The 17889-nt window shown below is 51.3% G+C and carries 20 protein-coding genes and 1 other RNA gene; 7 read left to right on the plus strand and 14 right to left on the minus strand.

Annotated features, from left to right (window positions below; genetic code table 11):
* Positions 1 to 4: 4 nt before the first annotated feature.
* The gene (locus M0651_RS16560; RefSeq protein WP_248552843.1) at positions 5 to 1099 is read right to left on the minus strand and encodes a quinone-dependent dihydroorotate dehydrogenase; all 1095 of its coding nucleotides are present in this window, start codon (positions 1097 to 1099) and stop codon (positions 5 to 7) included.
* Positions 1100 to 1295: 196 nt separating this feature from the next.
* Between M0651_RS16560 and M0651_RS24120 the strand changes: the two genes are divergently transcribed.
* On the plus strand, positions 1296 to 1427 hold the full coding sequence (locus M0651_RS24120) for a hypothetical protein (protein ID WP_282577957.1): 132 nt from the start codon (positions 1296 to 1298) through the stop codon (positions 1425 to 1427).
* 1 nt (position 1428) lies between these two features.
* On the opposite strand, the gene M0651_RS16565 is transcribed toward M0651_RS24120, so the two are convergent.
* The 4 genes from M0651_RS16565 to M0651_RS16580 all read right to left on the minus strand — a co-directional run bounded on the left by M0651_RS16565 (position 1429) and on the right by M0651_RS16580 (position 5678).
* A complete protein-coding gene (locus M0651_RS16565) occupies positions 1429 to 2868 on the minus strand; it encodes a L,D-transpeptidase family protein (RefSeq protein WP_248552844.1) in 1440 nt (479 codons plus the stop codon).
* A 230-nt stretch (positions 2869 to 3098) separates the two neighbouring features.
* Positions 3099 to 3839 (minus strand): Bax inhibitor-1/YccA family protein, encoded by a 741-nt coding sequence (locus M0651_RS16570; protein ID WP_248552845.1) that lies wholly within the window; start codon positions 3837 to 3839, stop codon positions 3099 to 3101.
* 136 nt (positions 3840 to 3975) lie between these two features.
* The gene (locus M0651_RS16575; RefSeq protein ID WP_178021827.1) at positions 3976 to 4218 is read right to left on the minus strand and encodes a ferredoxin; all 243 of its coding nucleotides are present in this window, start codon (positions 4216 to 4218) and stop codon (positions 3976 to 3978) included.
* A gap of 122 nt (positions 4219 to 4340) precedes the next feature.
* Positions 4341 to 5678 carry a DNA polymerase IV gene (locus tag M0651_RS16580; RefSeq protein ID WP_282577958.1) on the minus strand — a complete coding sequence of 446 codons (1338 nt, stop codon included), beginning with the start codon at positions 5676 to 5678 and terminating at the stop codon, positions 4341 to 4343.
* 176 nt (positions 5679 to 5854) lie between these two features.
* On the opposite strand from M0651_RS16580, the gene cimA reads away from it, so the two are divergent.
* A complete protein-coding gene (gene cimA / locus M0651_RS16585) occupies positions 5855 to 7474 on the plus strand; it encodes a citramalate synthase (protein ID WP_248552846.1) in 1620 nt (539 codons plus the stop codon).
* Positions 7475 to 7545: 71 nt separating this feature from the next.
* Here the strand turns inward: cimA and M0651_RS16590 are convergent, their stop codons facing one another.
* Positions 7546 to 8124 (minus strand): TlpA family protein disulfide reductase, encoded by a 579-nt coding sequence (locus tag M0651_RS16590; RefSeq protein ID WP_248552847.1) that lies wholly within the window; start codon positions 8122 to 8124, stop codon positions 7546 to 7548.
* A 144-nt stretch (positions 8125 to 8268) separates the two neighbouring features.
* Here M0651_RS16590 and M0651_RS16595 point away from each other — a divergent pair, with 144 nt between their 5' ends.
* Positions 8269 to 8733 carry a M67 family metallopeptidase gene (locus tag M0651_RS16595; protein WP_248552848.1) on the plus strand — a complete coding sequence of 155 codons (465 nt, stop codon included), beginning with the start codon at positions 8269 to 8271 and terminating at the stop codon, positions 8731 to 8733.
* Positions 8734 to 8753: 20 nt separating this feature from the next.
* On the opposite strand, the gene M0651_RS16600 is transcribed toward M0651_RS16595, so the two are convergent.
* From M0651_RS16600 to M0651_RS16610, 3 genes are read right to left on the minus strand one after another with little or no spacing between them, the layout of a single operon-like run.
* Positions 8754 to 9491 carry an exonuclease domain-containing protein gene (locus M0651_RS16600; protein ID WP_248552849.1) on the minus strand — a complete coding sequence of 246 codons (738 nt, stop codon included), beginning with the start codon at positions 9489 to 9491 and terminating at the stop codon, positions 8754 to 8756.
* On the minus strand, positions 9488 to 10579 hold the full coding sequence (locus M0651_RS16605; RefSeq protein ID WP_248552850.1) for a DUF294 nucleotidyltransferase-like domain-containing protein: 1092 nt from the start codon (positions 10577 to 10579) through the stop codon (positions 9488 to 9490). Before M0651_RS16605 ends, M0651_RS16600 begins: the two co-directional genes overlap by 4 nt.
* Before the next feature lie 55 nt (positions 10580 to 10634).
* On the minus strand, positions 10635 to 12035 hold the full coding sequence (locus tag M0651_RS16610) for an ammonium transporter (RefSeq protein ID WP_248552851.1): 1401 nt from the start codon (positions 12033 to 12035) through the stop codon (positions 10635 to 10637).
* A gap of 275 nt (positions 12036 to 12310) precedes the next feature.
* Between M0651_RS16610 and M0651_RS16615 the strand changes: the two genes are divergently transcribed.
* Both M0651_RS16615 and M0651_RS16620 read left to right on the plus strand, forming a co-directional pair.
* The gene (locus M0651_RS16615; protein ID WP_193415369.1) at positions 12311 to 12751 is read left to right on the plus strand and encodes a helix-turn-helix domain-containing protein; all 441 of its coding nucleotides are present in this window, start codon (positions 12311 to 12313) and stop codon (positions 12749 to 12751) included.
* Positions 12752 to 12814: 63 nt separating this feature from the next.
* A complete protein-coding gene (locus M0651_RS16620) occupies positions 12815 to 13495 on the plus strand; it encodes a zinc metallopeptidase (RefSeq protein WP_248552852.1) in 681 nt (226 codons plus the stop codon).
* A gap of 108 nt (positions 13496 to 13603) precedes the next feature.
* Here M0651_RS16620 and gltC read toward each other — a convergent pair whose 3' ends face one another.
* Positions 13604 to 14515 (minus strand): glutamate biosynthesis transcriptional regulator GltC, encoded by a 912-nt coding sequence (gltC, locus tag M0651_RS16625; RefSeq protein WP_248552853.1) that lies wholly within the window; start codon positions 14513 to 14515, stop codon positions 13604 to 13606.
* Between the two features lie 72 nt (positions 14516 to 14587).
* Positions 14588 to 15202 carry a rhomboid family intramembrane serine protease gene (locus M0651_RS16630; protein ID WP_248552854.1) on the minus strand — a complete coding sequence of 205 codons (615 nt, stop codon included), beginning with the start codon at positions 15200 to 15202 and terminating at the stop codon, positions 14588 to 14590.
* Between the two features lie 106 nt (positions 15203 to 15308).
* Here M0651_RS16630 and tpx point away from each other — a divergent pair, with 106 nt between their 5' ends.
* Complete coding sequence (tpx, locus tag M0651_RS16635; protein WP_248552855.1) at positions 15309 to 15830, plus strand: thiol peroxidase; 522 nt, start codon at positions 15309 to 15311, stop codon at positions 15828 to 15830.
* A gap of 75 nt (positions 15831 to 15905) precedes the next feature.
* Here tpx and M0651_RS16640 read toward each other — a convergent pair whose 3' ends face one another.
* The 3 genes from M0651_RS16640 to M0651_RS16650 form a co-directional block, all read right to left on the minus strand.
* Positions 15906 to 16304: a DUF1499 domain-containing protein gene (locus tag M0651_RS16640; RefSeq protein WP_155605041.1), complete on the minus strand. Its 399-nt coding sequence runs from the start codon at positions 16302 to 16304 to the stop codon at positions 15906 to 15908.
* Between the two features lie 181 nt (positions 16305 to 16485).
* Positions 16486 to 16675, minus strand: a non-coding RNA gene (ssrS, locus tag M0651_RS16645) — 6S RNA.
* 76 nt (positions 16676 to 16751) lie between these two features.
* The gene (locus M0651_RS16650) at positions 16752 to 17558 is read right to left on the minus strand and encodes a YesL family protein (protein WP_248552856.1); all 807 of its coding nucleotides are present in this window, start codon (positions 17556 to 17558) and stop codon (positions 16752 to 16754) included.
* Between the two features lie 190 nt (positions 17559 to 17748).
* Between M0651_RS16650 and M0651_RS16655 the strand changes: the two genes are divergently transcribed.
* Positions 17749 to 17850: a sporulation protein YjcZ gene (locus M0651_RS16655; RefSeq protein ID WP_082691542.1), complete on the plus strand. Its 102-nt coding sequence runs from the start codon at positions 17749 to 17751 to the stop codon at positions 17848 to 17850.
* Positions 17851 to 17889 lie beyond the last annotated feature (39 nt).

Raw genomic sequence — 17889 nt, forward strand, 5'->3', positions numbered from 1 at the left:
CCGCTTATCGGTGGTCCGCTCCAACCGCCTCGGTTATATGGCGATAGCCATCCCGCCGCAGCAGCTCCCGCAGTCCACGGTGAAGCTTGCGGTTGATCTCCGGGCCTTCGTAAATCAGCGCGGTATAGATTTCAACCAGGCTGGCGCCGGCCTTGATTTTGTCGTAGGCATCTTCCGCCGAGAAAATTCCGCCCGAGCCGATGATCGGCAATCGACCGCCCGTTTGCCGATAGACACGAGAGATGATCTCCGTCGATCGCACGCCAAGCGGTTTACCGCTTAAGCCCCCGGTTTCCTTGGCGTTCTTGTGCTTAATCCCATCTCGGGACAACGTCGTATTTGTGGCAATTAGACCCGAAACTCCACTGTTTTGGATCGTATCGACCATGTATTCCAATTCGTCAAAGCTGACGTCTGGCGCAATTTTGACCAGCACTGCCTTCGATTTACCGTGCCGCTCCGCCTCCTCTGCCATCCGATGGATCACAGCGGTCAATAGCGCAGCCAACTCATCACCATGCTGCAATTTACGCAGGTCCGGCGTATTTGGTGAACTGATGTTTACGACGAAAAAATCAGCGTGTTCGTATAATGCCGAGATGCATTTCTCATAATCGCGGAAAGCTTCTTCATTTGGCGTTGATTTATTTTTCCCAATATTAACAGCGACCGGAATCGAACGAGCTTTTAGCGCTTGCAGGCGCTCCGCCATCGCCTCCGCCCCGCGGTTATTGAACCCCATTCGGTTGATCAGCGCTTCCTCGGGAGGCAGTCGGAATAACCGGGGCCGGTCGTTACCAGGCTGCCCTAACGGCGTCACTGTGCCAACTTCCATAAATCCGAATCCGATGGCGGAGAAACCAGGCACCGCATCGGCATTTTTATCAAGTCCGGCGGCTAACCCCACCGGGGAAGGAAAATGAATTCCGAATAAGTTCGTCGCCAGCTCCGGCGCCTCCGGCACGCCGTACATCCCGCGCAACATCGATGTCATTCCGGGAATAGCAGCGGCAGTATGTAATCCATTGATCACAAGATGATGGGCATTCTCCGGATCCATCCGGAAAAACACCGGTTTTCCCAATGCACGATACAACACGTTTTTCAGTTCACTCCGATCCGACGCTTTGCATGATTTTGCTATTATCAGTTTAGCCGTTTCCGTTGGAAAAGAAAAGTTAAACGGTACGTGAACAACACAACAAGGTGATGGAATTTTATGATGAAAGCCGTTACAATAAGGGGGAATGCACCTCTATTATCGTTTCAGACTAGGTTAGAGAGGGGAAATATCCATGTCAACCAAACGCAAACCGCCTACACTCCAGCAAAAAAAGGACGAAGTCAACAAGAAAGCGCTCATCTGGTCGATTTCCATCGTAGCCGCGCTCGTCCTCGTGACTGCCGTCCTTTTGATCGTAACCTAAACTAGTCCAACCAATGGTATGTGCGGTGGGGATTGGTCTGATCCTGTCTATCGCCCAAGGCGAAACGCTCCGCCGGGACGTTTTTCAGCTTCGGGATAATCCCCTTTCCGATCCTCACCTTCGTTCCTTTCGGGACGAGATCGAACAGCTCCTCCACATCCTTCTTCCCCATCCGGATGCATCCCAGAGACTCATCCTTCCCGATACTGTCTGGCTCATTTGTTCCGTGAATCGCGTAATTCGTATCCGACAGCTGCATGCCGCGGCTGCCAAATTCCCCGTTATCCCTTCCATTCGGATTCATCACTTTCTCGGAAATTACAAATGTGCCCTCCGGTGTTTTGTCACCGCCCAAGCCAACCGGATAACTTCGAACGATCACATTCCCACTAACCACAGCCAGTACATGCGCTTGTGTATCGACGATAATCTCATACGGCTCGGCAAAATACGGCCGCTGCCCCGGAGCCATTCCATCCGCAAGCACTGCTTTCGCGTTCTCTTTTCCCGTCGCGGAGGCATCGTTCCTATTCAACTGTGCCAGCAGCGGGCCGAACCCCTGCACCATCGTCGGATCGGTCCCGGCAATCCAGTTATCGGGATACGGCCCGGCCAGATCCTGCAGGCTGGATGGCCATGCTCCCTTGGCCTGCTTGTAGTGGGTCATCGCCGAGGCCAGCACGCCTAGGGATTCCTGCTGCGGAATCCACTGCTTCGCGTGCTGCTTCAGCTCCGCCGGATCCGGCGGCGTACATTCGCAGGCCGCCGGATCATAAGCTTGGAGCGTCGTCCGTCCGTCAGCCGGACTTTTCTCCAAGCCGAACACGACGGGCAGGTCGTCCGACCAGACCAGCCAGTCGCCGGCCCGCTCCATGCCAAGTGCCGCCGCATGGAGCGGGCTAAAATCGGTTTGCCGCTGCAGCGCGAGCAAACCGCCCACGGCTTCCGCCTGCGTCCCGACGGGATCGCCGGCGTAGCCGATGGCGGTGAACGCCGGCCCCGAGAAGGCCGGCGCCACCGGCGGCGCACCGCCGCCCGCCTCATCCTCGGCGAGCGGCGGCGCTTTATCCGGCGCCTCTCCGAGCTCGGCGCCGGCGGGCGCGGGCGCCATGGCCTGCCGATCCCCCGGCGCATGGGCCGATGGAATCCACACCAGCAGCGCGATCAACAGCGCAAGGCTGAGCTTGCGCAGGAACCGGCTTCGCTTCTCCCGCCGGTGCGTCTCCTTCATCAGCCCTTCCTTATATCCGGACAGCACCTCTTCCGGAAGCGGGATTTTGCTGGATTCGAATGCTTCGTACACATTGCCCGCCTGGATATAGCAATAGTGGGCTTTTCCCGCTTGCCCGTTCGCTTCATATTCCTTGCCCAGTAGATACCAGGCCATTTTATTATTCGGGTGGTTTTCTACGTATTTTTTGAGATAAGCCGAGTTCCCCATCAGTTCCTCCATGCCAGGTAGTCGAGTCGAGAATTCACCAATATTTACTTATATCGGCAAAGAGATCAGGGATTCTAACCCAATATTCGCCAATTACGCAATTTTGCGACTTAATACCTAGCAAGCAAAGGGATAATCGAGTAAAGAGAGAGGACAGGGTAGCACGAGTCAACGAGTCGAGCTGTCGCCCTCTCCCCATGCCATCCCTGTCCTCTTTAGATGAATCAATTTTAATCGCGGCTTGCCAGCTTCGCCAACAGGCGAACAAGTTCCAGGTACAACCAGACCAGTGTAACCATCAAGCCAAAAGCGCCGTACCATTCCATATATTTCGGAGCGCCCCGCTCGGCACCACTTTCAATAAAATCAAAGTCCAACACCAGGTTCAGCGCCGCGATGATCACGATCACCAATGAAATGCCGATACCGATCCAGTCGTTACTGTGCAGATACGGGATGTTAATCCCGAAGAAACCAAGGATAAAGCTGGCCAGATACACCAGCGCGACCCCCGCAGTTGCCGCAAACACGCCTAGCTTAAAATTCTCCGTTGCTTTAATTAAACGTGTCTTGTAAGCCAAGAGCAAAGCCAGAAAGACAGCCATCGTCAATAAAGCAGCCTGCAGGATAATCCCGTTGTACAGCGTCTCATAGGTCGCGGAGATCGCTCCGAGGAACATCCCTTCCGCTATCGCGTAAAGAGGAACCAGATAGGGCGACGTCCGGGGCACAAAGCTGACGATCAGGGCCAAGATCATACCGATAATCGCACCGGCTACCGCCATACCGCCCACGCTGTAACCGTCAAAATAAAGCATCCACGTGCTGAACGCACTGCCCAGCAGGATAATCAGCGTGATAAACGCTTTATTGACCGTGCCTTCAATTGTCATTTGCTGCATACCAGAGTATGCGTCCGGCCGGTCAAAGGATGAATCGCGAAGAGTAGGATTACCGCTTCTACCGATCAAGGAATAACCACCTCGTTTGATGAATTTTTATTCATTCCTATGATCATATCACATTCTACTCCGCGGTAGAATAAAAAAAAGAACGCCCCCCGCCGAAATCGGCGTAGGGCGCTCCGTGAACCAGTAATTCCAAGGTTTAACCTTCTTTATTAAACGGTTCATCCGCAATTTTGATGGAGTCTGTCGGGCAGCCGTCGCAAGCGTCCTGGAGATCGTCGTACAAATCTTCCGGAATCTCTGTATTTCCGCGATTGCCGTCTTCACCGTAAATCACTTCGGCCAAACCCTCATCGTCGTAATCGTAGATATCCGGTGCTGTCGCGCCGCAAGCGCCACAAGCGATGCAAGTGTCTTTCTCAACCCAAGTATATTTCGCCATCTCTTATCTGCCTCCTGAATAAACGGTACGAGTCCGGTGCTTTTATATCACCATGACCAATATAATATAAATAGTTAGCAATTTCAATGCGTTTTCCGTATTATTCCAATTCAAAAAGGTGATCATTCCTTGACGGAACGAGGGCCGCCCGCGTCATCGTCACGCTCCTCGCGAAGGAAATCCGTTTGCAGTGAAGTCCCGCGAATCCGATGATTACGGATCAATGCAGACGGATCGTCGGTCAGCATGCCGGCGGTCAGCACCGCGTTCTCACCGAACTTGTCTCTTAGCATGTCCATCGTACGCGTTAGCGACTCCTTTTTAGGCTGTCGTTCATAATCAAACAGATCCAACTGAAGCGCGGACTCCTCTTTGGGAACCAGATTTTGCAAGGTTATCCCCAGCAGCCGGACCGGCTTATCTTCACTCCAATGGCGCCGGTACAACTCGCAGGCTTCCCGGTAAATCTCCTCCGCCTGCTCGGTTACCGTCTCCAGGCTCTGCGATCGGGTGATCGTCTTCATGTCCGGGGTACGGATCGTAATTTGGATCGTTTGCGCCATCAGATTTTGGCGACGTAACCGTCGCGCGACCTGGTCAGCGACGTTCAACAGCACTCGCTGCACATCCTCCATCCGGCTAATATCCCGCGGAAGCGTTGTCGTATGGCCGATCGACTTGTTTTTCTCACGTTCATCGTTAACCGGGGAATCATCGATCCCGTTCGCCGCCCGCTTCATCCATGATCCGGCCACTCCAAAACGCTCGGTCAGCTTTCGTTCCTCAGCGGCGGCGAGCTGGCCAATCGTATAGATGCGCAACGATTTTAACTTATCGGCGGTTTTCCGACCGATACCAAACAAATCGCTGCACGGTTTATCCCAGAGCAAATTCGGTACATCACGTATCCGCAGAACCGTTATGCCGTTTGGCTTTTTCATATCCGAAGCCATTTTGGCGAGCAGCTTATTCGGGGCAACGCCAATCGAGCAGGGAAGGCCCAGCTCCTGACGAATCCGCTGCTGGATTTCGTTTGCGATATCAAGCGGGGTGCCGAATTGCTTCGAGCCGGTGATGTCCAGATAACATTCGTCAATGGAGACGGCCTGAAGCAACGGCGTGTATTCATATGCAATATCCATAAACGCCCTGGAATACTTGCGATATAAGTGGAAGTCCGGCTGGATGACGATGAGCTCGGGACATTTCTTCAACCCTTGGCTAACGGTCATCCCTGTCGATACTCCCATTTTGCGCGCGGTATAGGAGCAGGTAACAATCACGCCCTTGCGCAGCTCCACACTTCCAGCTACCGCCGTTGATCGGTTCCGATATTTGTCAGGCTCTTCCGCCTCATGAACCGAGCAATAAAACGCGTTCATATCGACATGCAAAATGACTCTTCCCCGGGTAGGGTAAAAATCAGCGGTATCTTTCACTTTCTTCCCCTCGTTTATCATACGTTACTCCTAAGTTCAGCATACCCGTCCCCAGAAAGACGGTCAATATCAGCCTACCAATTTCGTAAAAAAGCGTGTTACATTTAAAATGTAAGTGTTATAATTATTAATTAAAAACCAAACACACGGTGAGAGCTAACCACCCTCATACATTGCCAAAGGGGGATACTTCAATCATGTCAAAGCCAATATCCATCTTCGACACCACCTTGCGCGACGGCACTCAAGGCGAGGGCATCAGTCTGTCGGCGGACGACAAGCTGAAGATCGCCAGAAAGCTGGACCATCTAGGGGTCCATTATATTGAAGGTGGAATTCCGGGCAGTAACGGAAAAGACATTGAATTTTTCAAGCGGGTCAAGGAACTGCACCTGCAGGCCAAGATCACCGCTTTTGGCAGCACGCGTCGAAAGGACAGCCTGGCCGAGCACGACGCCAACCTTCATCGAATGGTGGAAGCCGGCGTTCAGGCGGCGACCTTGGTCGGGAAATCATGGGATTTCCATGTCCACACCGCCCTTCAGACGACTCTGGAAGAGAACCTCGCCATGATCTACGATTCCATCGCTTATTTGAAGCGGAAGGGGCTTGAGGTTGTATTTGACGCGGAGCATTTCTTTGATGGGTATAAGAACAACCCTGAATATGCCCTCTCCGTTATGCGCAAAGCGGAAGAAGCCGGCGCCGACTGGCTGGTAATGTGTGATACGAACGGCGGCACGATGCCACATGAGGTCTACGATATCGTCAGCACGTTGTCCGGCGCGATCCCAGGCTCTAAACTGGGCATTCATACGCATAACGATTGCGAGCTGGCGGTTGCCAACTCAATGAGCGCCGTTCGTGCCGGAGCTACGCAAATCCAGGGTACGATAAACGGATACGGCGAGCGCTGCGGCAATGCCAACCTTTGCTCGATCATACCGAATCTACAACTGAAGCTTGGCTACGAAGTGCTCGAAGCGGACCGGTTGAAGCAACTCACCAACACCGCCCGCTACATCAGTGAAATTGCCAACGTGCATATGCCGGTCAATCAGCCATATGTTGGTAACGCCGCGTTCGCTCACAAAGGCGGCATTCATGTCTCTGCCATCCTTCGTGATTCGCGGACGTACGAACACATCGCTCCCGAACTCGTGGGCAACCGTCAGCGTGTGCTCGTGTCTGAATTAGCGGGACAAAGCAATATCCTCTCCAAAGCCCAGGAGATGGGGATCGACTTCGATCCAGAAAATGAGGACACCAAGCAGGTCATCGCCAAAATCAAAGATTTGGAGCATCAGGGATATCAATTCGAAGGCGCAGACGCTTCCCTCGAATTGTTGTTGCGCCAGGCTAACGGAGATTTGAAGGAGCTCTTCATCTTCGAATCGTTTAAGATGCTGGTAGAGAAAACGGCCGACCGGCCGGTCGTATCCGAAGCCTTCGTCAAACTAAAAATTGACGGGGTAAGCATCTATACCGCGGCCGAAGGCAACGGTCCGGTCAACGCGTTGGACAACGCGCTCCGCAAAGCGCTGATCACGTATTATCCCGGCTTGAAAGACATGCACTTGTCCGATTATAAGGTGCGCGTACTCGATGACAAAGACGCCACTGCTTCAAAAGTGCGCGTGCTGATCGAGTCTCAGGATTTCCATAATTCCTGGAACACTGTCGGCGTCTCGAGCAACGTAATCGAAGCCAGCTGGGAAGCGCTCGTTGACAGTATTCGATATGCTCTCCTGGGGCAAACCAAACGAGAGGGATATGAAGAAATTCCTTCCGCCGGTTGGGGATTAGTTAACCACTGATACCAACAAACGCCGCAATAATATGAAGGCCCGAACCACCGCTACTGCTTGGTGATTCGGGCCTTCTTGCGTTAAATCAAATTTTTGATTTTGGCTTCCAGTTCTTCCGGCGGAATGACCCCAACGATTACCTCGCGGATGACACCTTGTTCGTCGATCAATACGTTGGTCGGGAAAGCAATACCGTTAAACATCCGGTAAACCTCTTCCTTTTCATCCAACAGTACCGGGAAAGTGTAGCCATATTCCTTGACGAAAGCCTTCGCCTCATCCAGCTTATCGTATAACGTGACATTGACAGCATAAATATCCAGGGAGTCTTTATATTTCTCAGCCAATGCCTTTAACTCAGGCGCTTCTTCCTTGCACGGATCACACCAGGAAGCCCAGAAGTTCAGCAGCAGCACCTTGTCCCGCTTGCCTCCAACCTCGTATGTTTTCCCGTCTAGTCCCGGTAAAGAAAAGGCCGGCGCAGCCGTTCCCGGCTTCGGTGCTCCCTCCGCCGCCATAGCACTGAGAGAAGGCTCTTTCTCGCTTTCCTTGGAGCCGCCAGTGAGATTCGAAAACCAGCTGTCCTGTCCTCCTCGGTCTAATAAGGCGATCGCCAGCAACACCAACAGCGCCGCTAATATCCATCGATTACGATTCATCGTGTGTGTCCGTCCTTTTATGCCCTCAATTGTTTTTAAGATTACGGTTACCGTAAATATTGTACCCTTTTTTAATGATTTGTTACAATGAATCGAGAAAAAGGTACACCTCTGAAACTTCATTCATAGACGGGAGCTCGCAAAATGAATCAGTTCTGGATATTACCACCGAAGGTTCGGGACGAATTGCTAAGCGACGGTTTACAGCGGCACCCTGAGGAAGCTTGTGGTCTTCTGTTTGGAACGTTTGACGGTCAAATCGGATTCATCCAACGTTACCTTCCCGTCGTCAATCACTCTATGGCTCCGCTGCATTCTTTCGAGCTCGATCCCGCCGTCTGGGTCCGAAGCAATTTCGACACTCAGTTGATCGGAATTTATCATACCCACCCTAACTCACCACCGTTGCCCTCCCCGGAGGATTTGTGTCAGCTACCCAACTTCGCGGCCCAAATTCGCCTCTACCTGATTGGGGGCAGATCTCCCTCCGCACAAGACAAGCCGTCCAGCGGACCGGACGGCTTCAGGATTCAGGCTTATGCGATCGATTCAAATGACGGGGATTATACTCTGCTGACCGTACACCTTCAGGATAGTAAAGAAGGATAATACGTCCAAGCTCATCGAGGTTACGTTTTACTTAAAAAAGTATACAGATCACCTAAAGTTAAAACATTCTGTTCTCTTAACCGGTCGATTAATGCGATCCAAAGACGAGCGGTCATCTTAGAGTCCTCTAATGCGTGATGACGTTGAGTAACCGGGATCCCATATACAGCCAGCCATTCGTCCAGCCCTCCCGAGATGCGGCGCTCCGGCTCCAGCTTGCGGGCAATCATCATTGTATCCAGCACCCGGTGCCCGAGATGAGCTTTAGTTGTTTTCCATAGCGCCACGTCCAGGAAGGCTTTATCATGCGCACTTCCGTGCGCAACGAGCACCCGGTCATCAACAAAAGCCATGAATTCACGCAGCGCCTCTAACAGCGTGGGGGCGGACTGGGCCATCTCTGGCGTAATTCCGGTTAACTCGATAATCCGTTCGGGAATTTGGCAAGCTGGTTTGGCGAGGGAATAATACACTTCCTCGCTGACGCGTTCCCCTTCCACCTTAACCGCTCCAAAGGACAAAATTTCATCACCATAATGGTAATGAAATCCTGTCGTCTCCAAATCGAAGACCGCCGTTTTCAATTCGCTCAGCGGAACGTGAAGCGTCTCGGGACGACGCTGCCCTTTGGTCAAAGAACGAACGAATGCGATTTGCTGCGCGCTGGGTGCGCCAAGCATCGAGGCGATCCTTGGCGACACTCCGCCGCCCTTGAAAGCATCCCAAAAACCACCGTTTCCCTTCATCGGTTCTTTCATAACCATTTCCTTTCCGCATACCGGTGCTGCCTTTGGAGTGTGCGGTACATGACCTTGACCATGCTGAGTGATTCCCGCAGCTCGCGCCGGAGCTCTTTCTGTTTTAACATTACTTGAGGCAAATAGTGGCTGCCCGATAGCAAGCCGTCTTCGGTTTCTGGAGGGACAAGCGATCTAAGCTTCACCGCCGTCTCAAACGCCCGACTACAGGATTCCAGCCAGCGGGTCGGAACCGCCTCAAGCTGAACCAGCTGGGATATTCGTTCCCAAGTCGCCGAAGCTTCGACTCCGTACTGCAGAGCCAGATAACGCACGGCATTCACGATCGGAATGTACAATCCGTATTTGACGTCAAAATCACCGGCATGTTCGCCGCTCTGTTCGGTGATCACTTGACCGAGAATATTTAACGCCGCTTTGTGACGGACGGTATTCCGCAGGATCGCCGTTACGACATCACGATCACTTCCTTGATCCGCTTCCATGATCTTCTTCATCATTTTACGCAAACCGACAGTCAGCGCCGCATCACCGTAGACATGGCGGAGATCCGCCGCAATCATCAAATACCGAACCTGTTCCCAAGCCAGAATATCCCGCCATTCCAGCAGTTGCTTCTCCCACGAAGCGAGATTGCCACGCCATAATGGATTGGACAACATGACGCTGCCAGGACACGGCGGATACCCAACCTGTTCAAGAATCAAGGAAAGCTTGCGGCCAAAATGTTCAAAGTAGGTCTCCTGTTGTTCGGGATCGCCATCTCCGTATATCAATCCATTATCCTGGTCGCTCCATAATGTCGGTTCCGCTCGACCGGCGCTTCCAAAAGCAATAAAGGCATAATGAGAAGGAGGAGGGCCGAAGCCCTCCCGAATCATTTCTTCTTCGCAGCATCGGCAAGCTTGGGTCATGACAGCATCATGCAGGTCCGAAACTTCCCGATTCCATGCTTGAATCGGCATCGATGTCAGCTCACCGTATAAGCGGTTCTGCTCATCGACTCGAGCCGCCTTCAACATCGCGGGAGTCGCAGCGGACCGGATCGCGTTTAAGCTTGCGTTGTTCATGGCCGTGTCATGACTCATGGCCCCAACTTCCTTTCTTCTCCCAGGCGTATGGCGCCAGGATCCATATCTTCACTTACTCGGCAGGAATGCCGGACGAAGTATTCTTGTTCAGCAAGTTCATTTGTTCAGGATAACCGTAAGTACCATGCTCGCTGATATCCAGACCCATTGTTTCTTCTTCCTCTGTGACGCGAAGCCCCGTCGTCCACTTCATGATCCCTAAGACTAAGAAAGACAGAACAAGCACGAAAGCGAAAGTCCCGATCACCCCAAGCAGCTGTACTCCCAATTGCCCGAAGCCGCCGCCATAGAACAAGCCGGCTTTACCTACGCCCGTCTTCTCAGCCAGTTCCGGTGTTGCGAACAAACCGGTGGAAATCGCGCCCCATACCCCGGCGATCCCGTGTACGGAGAAAGCATAAATCGGATCATCCAACCCAGCGCGTTCAAACCATCTTGCCGTAAAGAATGTCAAGATCCCGGCAACCGCACCGATGATAACGGAAGCCCAAGCGTCAACGAAAGCACAAGAACCAGTAATCGCTACGAGAGCAGCCAATACGCCATTCAGCATACTTGGAATATCCGATTTGCCCATTACAGCCCAAGAGATGAGCAGTGCCGCAACAGCCCCGGCAGCAGCGGCCAGATTGGTTGTCATCAGGACGTAACCAAAGAATCCATCGTTCAAAGGAGTTAATGCGCTGCCCGGGTTAAAACCGAACCAGCCGATCCACAGGATAATGACGCCGAGTACCGTCAACACTTGGTTATGGCCAGGAATGTTGTTGGGCTTCCCGTCTTTATTGTATTTACCAAGACGTGGTTTAAGCAGAATGGTTGCCGCAAGAGCCGCTGTAGCACCGGTTAAGTGAACGACCGTCGAACCGGCGTAGTCTTGCATTCCCAAATTGCCGAGCCAGCCGCCGCCCCATACCCAGTGAGCAACGATCGGATAAATGATAACGATAAAGATCGTACCGAAGATGATATAGACGCTAAGCTTGGCACGTTCCGCCATCCCGCCGCAAGCGATCGCCAGCGATACGGCAGCAAACGCCATTTGGAACAGGAACATCAGATTTAACGGTACGCCGATTTCGGCGAATACGCTAAAGGAACCGATATCCCCTTCACCGCCGAACAGGAACCCGGTCGTACCCAGGAAGCTGTTACCGTCGCCAAAGGCGAAACCAAAACCGATCAGCCACCAAGCAAGAACGGAGATCCCTAGAGTAAGGACCGTTTTGCCGGCTACGTGCCCGGCGTTCTTCATCCGGACGGTACCTGCTTCCAGCAAAGCGAAGCCAGCTTGCATAAAGAACACCAGCATCGCTGCGACGAATACGAAAAGCGAATTCAGGCCCAACTCCAGAACCGGAGCGGTAACCTCTCCCTCCGCTGCAAATGCCGATACTGGAAAAGCAAATGATGCGAGAAAAATGAGTCCACCATAAAGCCACTTCTTCTTCATCTTTAACACTCCCCTAATGTTAAGTTTCCTTACACAAAATGAATTGTTAAAGTGATTATAAGACGAAAGAAGTAGGAATGACAATAGTTTTTTGAAAAAAAATAGATTTATTGCAAATCATATAACATAATATGTTAGGTATTGAACACATCGTCCTATAGTTACTGACAAAAATAAAGCATAACGTTTGACTGTATGCTTGTTGTTAAGTATCATGAAAATAAATAAGATAACTATAGAAGCAATCTTTTGGATATCGCGGAAGAGGTGATGGAATTGGAGTAAATAAACTGTACCGGATCGGAGAATTGGCGAAAGCCGCCGACGTCAGCGAGCGGACGATTGATTATTACACAAAGCTCGGGCTGATCTCCCCGGAGAAGCGTACCCAGACCAACTATCGTTTATACAGTGCTGAAACCTTAACCAGGCTTGAACGTATTAATCAAATGAAACAGGAGAAATATACGTTGGAAGAGATTCGCGAGAAGCTGGATCAATGGAATCGGGTGACTCATGAGGTACAAGTGACCGAGAAGCTGAGTTCGCTGGAGCTCCATATGCAGCAGCTGGAACGTGAGGTCAAGGAGCTGGAACCGCTCATTTCCAGCTTACAGCCGAATCAGGCCAAACGCGCATTCGCGAATTTGTTGCCGCAAAGCTTAGCGTGTATGGAAGCGATCCGGCTGTTAATGAACCACGGGCCTTTTTCTTAACCTATATTTCTAATCAACCTCTGTTTGCATCCTTGACAACTAAATCATATGGAGGAATGATTCATGTATTCAGACGTGATGCTCATCCCGATTCTGATCGCTTTCGGGTTGTCCCTGTGGGCGCAGTTTCGGGTCAAAGGCACTTTTAACAAATGGGCGAAGGTATCAAACCTATATGGTTTGACCGGCCACGATGCCGCAAGACGCATGCTTGACGCCAACGGCCTCTATGATGTCCCGATCGAGCCGGTACGCGGAGCCCTGACCGACCACTACGATCCGATTCACCGTGTGGTCCGGTTGTCAGAGCCGGTATACTACGAGAGTTCCATTTCCGCAGTCGCCGTCGCTTGTCACGAAGTCGGACACGCAATTCAGCACAAGCAGAAATACCCGATGCTCGTGTTGCGTCATCGGATGTTCCCGCTGGTGAATTTTGCATCCGGGGTTGCCCCTTTCCTGCTGTTAGCCGGTTTTCTCTTCGGTGCGCTGAACTTGATTGGGCTCGGAATTATCTTCTTCTCCGCCGCCGTCTTGTTCCAGATCGTCACTCTGCCGGTCGAATTTAACGCCAGCAGCCGAGCTCGTAAGGTGATGCTTGAACAGGGATTTATCTCGCCCAACGAATCACGCGGGGTCGGCAAAGTGTTAAACGCCGCGGCTCTAACTTATGTGGCTGCCGCTTTGATCTCCATTTTGGAGTTGCTTCGCTACATTCTGATTTTCACGAGCAACCGCGAATAAATCGTACAACATAATAAAGGCTGCACGATTTCCGAGCCCTTCCGGCTAGGAATCGTGCAGCCTTTTTGTTATCCTTTCATCCAGCAAACGTTTACATAACTGTTCATTTCACTGACTGGGCGGCGTATCAACCTGAAGTCCAAAGTATTCCAGCAGGAACATCCGGAACGATTGCGCCACAAGCGGCAGCTTCTCGTCGGCGCGATGGATTAATCCGATCGTACGCGTCACCTTCGGCTCAGATATCCTCACTCGAATCGGCTGGAGCGTAAAGCTTTGAAACAGTGCCATCTCCGGCAGCAGGCTGACGCCCATACCGGCCGCAACCAATCCTCGTATCGTATCGGTTTCTTCGCCTTCGAAAGCGATTTTCGGCGTAAACCCGGCCTCCAGGCAGGCATGCCAAACAATCGGTCGCAGTGAATACCCTTTGCTGAACAATATAAACTTCTCATCCTTGAGTTGACTTAGCTTGATGCTTTGCTCACCGGCCAAAGGATGCCCCGGCGGCAGAATGCCCACCAAATCTTCGGTCAAGACCACATTACCTGTAACTTGATCATGATTCTCCGGAAACGGAGAGATAAACGCCAAATCAATTTCCCCGGATACGACATCGCGAATTAATGTAGGATAAGTGCCTTGTCTAAAACGAAACTTCACATTCGGGTACAGCTTGCGGAATTCCGCCACGACGCTAGGAATCATATGAATGCCCAGACTGTTCGGGAACCCTAACCGGATTTCCCCCTGCTCCGGATCGAGAAATTCGTGCACCTCGCTCACGGCCCGGTCGAGATCCTTAAGAATCATCTCCACTCGGCTGCAGAACAGCTGCCCAACAGCGGTGAGATGGAGATTCCTGCCCTTCTGCATAAACAAATTAACGCCAAGCTCCTGCTCGAGCTGGTGAATTTGCCGGCTTACCGCCGACTGAGCGACATGCAGCTCCTCGGCAGCCTGAGTCACGTGCTCTTTTTTCGCCACTTTCACAAAATATTGCAGTTGTCTTAATTCCACGAATCTGATCGCTCCATTTCGCATGTGCTCCGAACCATTCTAAATTTAATGTACCATTTACACTCCTTAGGTTCAACGCCGTTTTAACAATCGGATAATCAACCCATAGATAAAGAACCCTCCGACGAGTCCGCCGAGATGAGCCGCCAGATTGATCTTTGGAACCAATACCGAATAGATTACCCCGATAATTAATAGGCTGTACAGCGTTTTTCGCGAGCTCTCATCCATCAGATGACGCTGCAGTAGGGCAATATAGAGAAAAGCACCATACACGCCGTAGACAGCGCCTGACGCCCCAACGGAGATATGAATATCCGTACCGACCGGGTGGAGTCCCATGCTGATCAGGTTCCCAACCAAGCCGCTGCCCAAGTAGAGAAGGGCGTAACGCCACCAACCCAGCAAACGCTCCAGCGGCGGCGCAAATACCAGGATCGCAAAGGAGTTCGAAAACAGGTGGTCGAACCCCCGGTGCAGGAACATGGAAGTAAACAACCGCCAGCCCTGGCCGGCCAACTCGGGAATATTGGTCAGCGCACCATACTTAAGCAGCGCATTAGGATTCGTGGAACCCCCGTTCATTGCAAGTACGATAAACATGATGATATTGGCAGCCAAAAGCAAGCAGGTCACGGGATAATACCGCAGGTAACTTCTCCAGCTTTCGTATCTTAAGAAGATCATCGGAATCCTCCTTACCTATGTTTTTCCTAATGTTGGACATTTTCTTTTCAAAACGATTATAATTAAATTTGATTGAATAAATCCATCTGTCTAGGAGGAAATGAACATGGCCCAAGAACGCGCAAATGTAGCTACTTTTAAAGGCAATCCGATCACGCTGATCGGCCCGGAACTCAACGTCGGCGACACGGCTCCGGATTTCCGCTTGAATAAAAACCTGCTTGAAGAAGCCACGCTGCAGGACTACGCCGGCAAAATCAAGCTGATCAGTGTGGTTCCTTCGCTCGATACGGGCGTCTGCGACGCGCAAACGCGCCGATTTAATCAGGAAGCCGCCGGCCTTGGCGAAGACGTGGTTATTCTGACCGTCAGCGCCGATCTTCCATTTGCCCAAGCCCGCTGGTGCGGTGCCGCCGGCGTTGATCGGGTAGTCACCTTGTCCGATTACAAAGACAACTCCTTCGGCAAAGCCTATGGCGTGCTGATCAAAGAGTTCGCGCTCGACATGCGTGCCGTGTTTGTACTGGATAAAGACAACAAAATTCAATACGTGGAAGTATTGAAGGAAATGACCGAGCATCCGGATTACGAAAAACCGGTGGCTGCCGTTAAAGCGCTGCTCTCTTAATACCGGAACCTAAACGAAAAGCGAGTAGGAGAGGTTTCTCCCTGCTCGCTTTTTTTTTGCGTTGTTTAACGAATTTTACAAGTTCGAGGACACTTTATGGGCTGCCAGCTTCTTGTCCAACACCGAGAAGAGCTGGAGGATGTTACGATAATTCGCGCCCAGGTCTCCCATCGATCCACGCGTCGCGGAATAAATATCAACCGCGCTGCGCACCGGACCAGTGGATACGATGGAGACGGTGATATCCATCACGCGCCCAAGGCTGGTCCGTTTCTCCAACGTAATCTCACCAACGGACTGCACCTCATGCAGGACTTTATAGCCGGGGATTTTTTTCAAGGTCGAGGAGACTTCCTCCCAGCATTTCTCTTTGGACAATGAATAATACCTGGTTTTGAGTTCGGGCACCTTCGCACGGTCGCTGGTTCCTTCCTGGCTGCGGAAAATGCCGGTAAGCGTTCTCTTGAATGACAACTGTTCTTCCTCCTTCACGTTCCTGGCCCCCATGTTACATAGGGATACTTTTTCTTAATTATTAGTTTAACATTCTTAGATGACAAACAAAAGCGAGCATGAGCATTTCGGCGCAAACAAAAAAAGCACCTTGTCCCTTTTCTTCATGAAAAGAGGACAAGGTGCCGCTCACATACTACATCATAGACCCGCCTATGCCGTCCGATTACATTATCTCGAACCTGCACCCGCAGGTGGGTGACCGCAGCGACGTTTTTGAAGTCCCCACATCCAATGGATAGGGCCTTTCAGCCATGGCGCAATTTAGGTCTCCCGAGATAACCGTCATTGGTTCAAAATAACTGAAACCGAAACGTACATCGCAGGACGTAAACCCATTATACGGCTTCGTTAAGCAAATGTAAACTCACTGGGCAAGGAAGATGATGGGAAGGTCAGGTCGAAAAATCAATCCTTTTCCTTCTCCTCACTCGTTGGCAGATCCAAGGCCAAATCCTCGTCGTCTTGCGCGGAACTGCTGACATTCGACGTATCATCGGACTGGCGCATCCGCTCCACCTTCTCCTGAATCTTGTTGTAAGCAATATAGAAGTTGTAGAACGCAACGAAAGCGGTCAAGCTGCCGAAGCCGAAGAAAATCAGCCAGCCAAAGCGCAAGGTCAGAAATCCTAGGACACCGGCGCAAATCAGCGTGGACAAGGTCCGGAACGGCCGAAGAATCGTGAACAGGATCGCGTTCTTGATTAATTGAATTGCGCCCAGATGGTAATGGGATACCAGTGAGAAGAAGTTAAACAACGACAGGAACAAGATCAGCAGGAAGAACAACATCACCATGCCGATCATCTGCAGATTGTTCATCTGGTTCATGTAGACTTCATAATCCACGTACATAACCGCAAACAAGAGCGTATAGAAAATGCCGCCGATCATGCTTTGCTTGTAGTTTTCTTTATACCCTTTGAAATACACCTTAATAATACTCAAGTCGCTTTCGCCCATCACCCATTTCCGAGTCACGGAAAATAAAGCGGAGGTTGCTGGAAACAGTGTAAACGGTGCCAAAATGCCCATAACCCAAATCGTTAAGGTCTCCGGTTGAGGAGTCGGCGACTGCAGCACCAGTAACAGCTTCATTGCAAGTACGATCATAAACGGTGATGAGCACAGCAGCCATAACAGGTTGCTGCCGGCAATCCGCATAATCCATTCGGTGATTCTATAAAATCCGCCCATAAAACCTTTGTATTCCAAGTAAAGATCTCCTCTCAAGCATTGTATAGTGCAATAACTCTGCCTATATTAACTATACATGATTCGTCCAACTCGTTCCAGCGCCTAATTTGCTTCGCCATAGGTAAGTGTCTAATCTTAGAGGGCTTCTGTGCCATAGTATATACCGTAACTTCAAAACATCACCATCATCATCAAAGGAGGTTATCACATGTCCGGTGTTGGATATGGCGGAGGTTTCTGGACCTCTACGGGTACAATTCTGGTATTGTTCATTCTGCTCGTTATCGTGAGCCGTACGATCCTTCTGTAATGAAGAACAAAAACGAAGAAGACGGAGATCTCTCCGTCT

The sequence above is a fragment of the Paenibacillus mellifer genome, assembly GCF_023195895.1.
Taxonomy (GTDB): Bacteria; Bacillota; Bacilli; order Paenibacillales; family Paenibacillaceae; genus Fontibacillus; species Fontibacillus mellifer.